The following is a 4,846-nucleotide window of genomic DNA, read 5'->3' as shown; positions in this document are numbered from 1 at the left end:
CCAATGTCACCTTCCCGAGATAAACCTCGCTGAAAGTCATTGGCGTCCGGTTCTTTGCCGGTTCAGTCAAGCCATCAACTTTGTACACAAATACGCACATCCATTGATTACGAGCTCCGTGGGTATCTACCGCGCCGCCTGACTTTCTTGTGGTTTTAATTTCTACCCCTTGTTCTCCAGCTTGGACTCTATTGCCAGGATAGACTCCGTTTACAATTAAATCCGGATGTCCATTGTGATAGCAATTCACTGTGAGACTCCGCGAGTGTTTTGACAAGCTTGCAGTCAGCATGTCTGAGAGAAGGCCGGACATGATAGCGGGGCGCAATATGTCGTCCAGCCGGAGGAGTCCACGCCGGACGAGTCCTTTGTTGATGTCGTAAAAGAAATCATAACTGTCCTGCAGTACCATCTCGAAATCTTTTAATCGCAGAGCATATGGCAGGGTTGCGCCCTTGTTGAAACAGTCTTGTCTGACGGTATTTCAAGGTGCCTTGCTGGCATGAAGCGTGAAGCGAGGGGATGAAGTTGTAGGAGCTGTGGCTGCGCAGATCGTGCTTCGCCGGGCTTACCACGAACGGAGAACGGACTGCTAGTGAATCGGCTTGCCGTGTGTAAGCAGATATCCGAAGAAGTTGGTGGGCCGGGCTTCGGCGAATTGGTTGGCTCCGTACAGATGCAGCTCAACCGGCGCTCCTACTTGACGTTCTACTTCCACGACCAGCGCCACTCTTGTGGCGGTGTCCATGGTATCAGCCGCGGGGCTGACGGCGGCAATATCGATATCGCTGTGTTCATCGGGAACACCTTCTACTTGGGACCCAAATAGGTAGGCCTGTGTGACAGGGATTCGCTCCCGTAAGAGCGACAGGGTTCGGCTTGCGACGGTCTCTACTTCGGCAAGGTTTCGAGCCATTTGAGGATCTCTTTGGTCTGCGTCAGTAGGATTGCTTCGGCTGTCCCGAGGTCATACGCAGCGAGTTCCCGCCATCGTTCGGCGTCAGGATTCATGACGACAGTATAGGCAGCATACATGGTCAATTCAACGAAACACAGGTCTTACGCGTGGTGAAGCTTTAGCCAATGAGGCCTGCGATCGGGGCATCGAATTGGGTGAATGGAGAGTTTGAAATGACCTTTATTCTCGCGCCAGGTCGATGTAGCGGATGGTTGCTTCCACCGGTAAGCCGGAATGGCCCATGTTGGTGGGAATCATGATCTGCACCAACAGATCGATCTGGTGGCCTGTTTTTAGCATCGGCGCTTTCAGCGCCCCGACGTTCTTTCCGCAGGCTCCTCGATCAATGATTTCGATCTGCCCGCTGTCGTCCTCGACCATAAGCGTTGTCTGTTCATGAGCACTTCCACAGATCATCCTATTAGTCATGGTCTCTGTCTGAATCGCCGTGACGGTTCCGGCGATGCGGATATCCCTCATCTGATAGCGATCTGGATGGGCTAACATGGTGGCGATCGGAATTCGTTCATAGGATGTGACGGAGAGTCTCACTGAACTGGTTCGGGAGGGGAGGGGGCGCTCATCCGTCGCAAGTACAGAATCAGTACCGATCACTCCTGATAGGATGAGGATAAAGGTTCGCAGCCAGATGCGAGTGAGCGGAGCAGTCATCGGTGCCTCTCATCTAAGGGTAGCATACGTCTCGCACAGAGCCGACTGCTCGGCGCGGTGCCGATCTTTCGCCACATGATCGGTATGGCCTGATCGCTTGATGCTTCGATTGCTCAGCGTCTAACTCACCGTAGCTACTGCAGAATCAGAAATTTCAGATTCACTCTCTTGCCCTGGAACACAAGTTGCCAAGCTGAATGTGTGGTTATGACGGTTGGTCCGGCAGGGAGAGGCGCTTTACTATCAATGGCAGTGACGCCATCATGCAGGAGTAATTACGAATCGTTCTGACGCCGCGTAAGGAAGAGGAGGACGCATCATGTTTGTTGTTCTCGGTGCTACAGGGAATACGGGAGCCGTCGTAGCGGAGACGTTGCTCCATCAAAAACAACCGGTCAGGGTGGTTGTTCGCTCAGCCGAGAAAGGCGCCGGTTGGAAAGCCAAAGGTGCGGAGGTTGCTGTGGCGTCGCTCGACGACGTATCGGCCTTAATCAAGGCGTTCGAAGGAGCGAAAGGGGTCTATTTGCTGGTGCCGCCGAATTATGGCGCTGAGGCCTGGCTGGTGGATCAACGAGCGCTGATGGATCGGGCTGCCGAAGCCGTTCAGAAAAGTGGGATTGAACAGGTCGTCTTTCTATCGTCGGCAGGCGGACATATTGCCGGAGCGACCGGCCCCATTCGAGCCGCGAGTTAGGGAGAACAGGCGCTTGGCCGCAGGCCAAAGCGCGTGACCATCCTCCGGCCCGGCTATTTTATGGATAATTGGGCTCCTGTGATAGGCATGGCGAAGGCAGACGGAGTCCTTCCGACATTTCTCGCGCCGCAGGTGAAGATTCCCACGATATCGACCAAGGATATCGGCAGAATCGGAGCGGAGCAATTGCTCGCCGGCGGACAGGGCAAGCAGATCGTGGAAATGGCCGGTCCCGCGGAGTACAGCCCGGACGAAGTCGCTTCAGCGCTCGGTCAAATCCTAGGAAAAACAGTGACGGCCCAACATGCGCCCCTGAGTGCGGTTGTTCCGACATTCAAGCCGTTTGGGTTTTCAGACGAAGCGGCAAAATTATTCGAGGAAATGTACGCCGCTTTCTCAAACGGCCTGATCGGGTATGAACATCCGGCCAAGGTGGTGCGAGGTGCGGTCACGCTGCATGAGGCGTTACGGAGGATGGTGTGAGAAGGACATGAACCGATTGCAATCGGCTGCGGAATTTTGTATCGAAGTGTACTCGGATGTCATCTGTCCCTGGTGCTATGTGGGCAAGCGGCGATTTGAACGTGCGTTACAGCAAGTGGGCAAAACAGTGAAGACCGATGTGGCATGGAGACCGTTCCAATTGAATCCGACCATGCCTAAGGACGGGATGGATCGAACGGCCTATCTCACCGCCAAATTCGGCAGCCTGGATGCGTTCCAGGAAATGGAGCAGCGCGTATTGGAGGCCGGAAGCGTCGAGCAGATACCCTTTGCATTCGACAAGATCGTTCGCACCCCGAACACCTTTCTCGCGCATCGTCTGATATGGTACGCCGGGATCCATGGGCGGCAAGATGCGGTTGTCGATCGATTGTTTAAAGGATATTTTGAAGAAGGTCTCGATATCGGCTCCATGTCAATACTGGTAGAGTTGGCCGATCGAGCAGGACTGAGAGCGAACGAATTTCTTACGAGCGAAGAGGGAGCCGCGGAGGTCAAAGCGGAAGAGTCGGTCGGTCATAAATTGGGCATTCGAGGAGTGCCGTACTTCATCTTCGATAAAACGCTCGGAATCTTCGGTGCTCAACCGGTTGACGTCTTCGTTTCCGCTATTGGAAAGGTTCAAGCCGGCCGGTTGGCCGATAGATCTCAATAGCAAGAGGTTGCCTATGGCCGTTCAAGTCTATGGTTGTAACCATGTCGTGATCGAAGTCACTGACGCGAAGAAAGCGGTGAAATTCTACTCGGATGTCTTTGGCCTCAAGATGTCACGCGGTGGCGAAGGAGCCGCGTGGTGCAAGCTCGGCGAGCACCAGTTCATGGCGATATTCGAGGTCGAGACATTGCAGCCCGATCGCACCAAGCATTTTGGGCTCATGGTTCGCGATGCGAAGCAGATTCAGGAAGTCCGCAAAAAACTGACGAAGAAGTATAAGCTCAAGCTCCATCCTGACTTTCGCTGCGACTTTCGCGACCCGTGGGGAAATCGCATTCAAGTCGGCGACCTGAGTGATGAATCGTTGGTTTGGCTTCTGCCCTATCGGGAGGTGCGGAAAGCCGGGATTGTGTTCTCCTCTAAAAACAAAGGAAAGGAGCGGGTATGAGCACACAGAATCTTCAGCAACGGTTACAGGACCTGTTCGGTTATGTTCGCCAAGGCAAGATCATCGAAGCCATGAACGAGTTCTACGATCAGGACACAGCCATGCAAGAGAACGCGAATCCGCCGACGAAAGGGCTGGCCGCGAACATCGAAAGAGAGAAGCAATTCTTGAACGGCGTCAAAGAGTGGAAAGGCTTCAATGTGACCGCCTCGGCCGTGGGTGACAACGTCACGTTCTACGAATGTACGATAGATTTCATCGCGACGACCGGACAGCCGGTCCATATGGAGCAAGTGTCCGTCGCCAAGTGGAAGAACGGCAAGATCGTCCATGAGCGGTATTATTACGATACCGGGAAAAAGGCCTGAGCGGGCCTGGCGGTCGCTCAGCGAGGAAAAGCAGGATGAGCGTCACAGGAAAAGTCGTGTTGATCGCCGGAGGCTCCGGAGGATTGGGACATACGATTGTCCCGGCGTTCCTCGCCGCGGGAGCCCGCGTCGTCACGGCAGACCGGAATCCGTCCGTCGATCACCACGACGGACGTCTGGCCCTGAAGGCGGACGTGACGGATGAAGCCGATGTCCGACGTCTCATCGATGAAGTCACCGGAAAATTCGGGGGTCTCGATGTGTTGGTGAACTTGGTCGGCGGCTTTGCGACGGGGCGGGTTATGGATACCGAGATGGCGCTTTGGCAGCGGATGTTGACGATAAACGTGACGTCCGCATTCCTGCTGTCGAAAGCCGTCCTGCCCCATATGATGGAGCGCGGAACCGGTCGCATTCTGCACATGGCGGCTTGGGCGGCGGTCGAGCCGTTTCCCGGCGCCGCCGCCTACCTCGTCGCCAAGTCGGGGCTGCTTGCGTTGATCAACGTGCTGGCGCTCGAACTGAAAGGATCGGGCGTCACCGTCAA

8 protein-coding genes and 1 pseudogene are annotated in these 4,846 nt (G+C 55.0%); 5 read left to right on the top strand and 4 right to left on the bottom strand.

Translation table 11 applies throughout. From position 1 onward, the window contains the following. The 4 genes from ACOSYY_RS08520 to ACOSYY_RS08505 form a co-directional block, all read right to left on the bottom strand. On the bottom strand, positions 1 to 412 hold a 412-nt coding region (locus tag ACOSYY_RS08520; RefSeq protein ID WP_421661840.1), incomplete at its 3' end, for a hypothetical protein. Positions 413 to 592: 180 nt separating this feature from the next. After that, the gene (locus ACOSYY_RS08515) at positions 593 to 916 is read right to left on the bottom strand and encodes a nucleotidyltransferase domain-containing protein (protein ID WP_421661839.1); all 324 of its coding nucleotides are present in this window, start codon (positions 914 to 916) and stop codon (positions 593 to 595) included. Beyond that, positions 892 to 1,035: a hypothetical protein gene (locus ACOSYY_RS08510; protein WP_421661838.1), complete on the bottom strand. Its 144-nt coding sequence runs from the start codon at positions 1,033 to 1,035 to the stop codon at positions 892 to 894. Before ACOSYY_RS08510 ends, ACOSYY_RS08515 begins: the two co-directional genes overlap by 25 nt. A gap of 103 nt (positions 1,036 to 1,138) precedes the next feature. Further along, complete coding sequence (locus ACOSYY_RS08505) at positions 1,139 to 1,630, bottom strand: hypothetical protein (RefSeq protein WP_421661837.1); 492 nt, start codon at positions 1,628 to 1,630, stop codon at positions 1,139 to 1,141. A gap of 319 nt (positions 1,631 to 1,949) precedes the next feature. Between ACOSYY_RS08505 and ACOSYY_RS20405 the strand changes: the two are divergent. The 5 genes and pseudogenes from ACOSYY_RS20405 to ACOSYY_RS08475 all read left to right on the top strand — a co-directional run. Continuing rightward, a pseudogene (locus ACOSYY_RS20405) lies at positions 1,950 to 2,807 on the top strand (NmrA family NAD(P)-binding protein). A gap of 7 nt (positions 2,808 to 2,814) precedes the next feature. Next, positions 2,815 to 3,483, top strand: coding sequence for a DsbA family oxidoreductase (locus ACOSYY_RS08490; RefSeq protein WP_421661834.1), 669 nt, complete (start codon positions 2,815 to 2,817; stop codon positions 3,481 to 3,483). 13 nt (positions 3,484 to 3,496) lie between these two features. Next, positions 3,497 to 3,931, top strand: a complete 435-nt coding sequence (locus tag ACOSYY_RS08485) for a VOC family protein (protein ID WP_421661833.1) — start codon at positions 3,497 to 3,499, stop codon at positions 3,929 to 3,931. Continuing rightward, positions 3,928 to 4,299 carry a SnoaL-like domain-containing protein gene (locus ACOSYY_RS08480; RefSeq protein ID WP_421661832.1) on the top strand — a complete coding sequence of 124 codons (372 nt, stop codon included), beginning with the start codon at positions 3,928 to 3,930 and terminating at the stop codon, positions 4,297 to 4,299. The genes ACOSYY_RS08485 and ACOSYY_RS08480 overlap by 4 nt, the downstream gene beginning before the upstream one ends. A 35-nt stretch (positions 4,300 to 4,334) precedes the next feature. Further along, on the top strand, positions 4,335 to 4,846 hold a 512-nt coding region (locus ACOSYY_RS08475), incomplete at its 3' end, for an SDR family NAD(P)-dependent oxidoreductase (RefSeq protein WP_421661831.1).

Source organism: Nitrospira sp. BLG_2 (assembly GCF_049222245.1).
The sequence above is the reverse complement of the archived record's forward strand: the minus strand, read 5'-3'. Positions and strand labels throughout refer to the sequence as shown.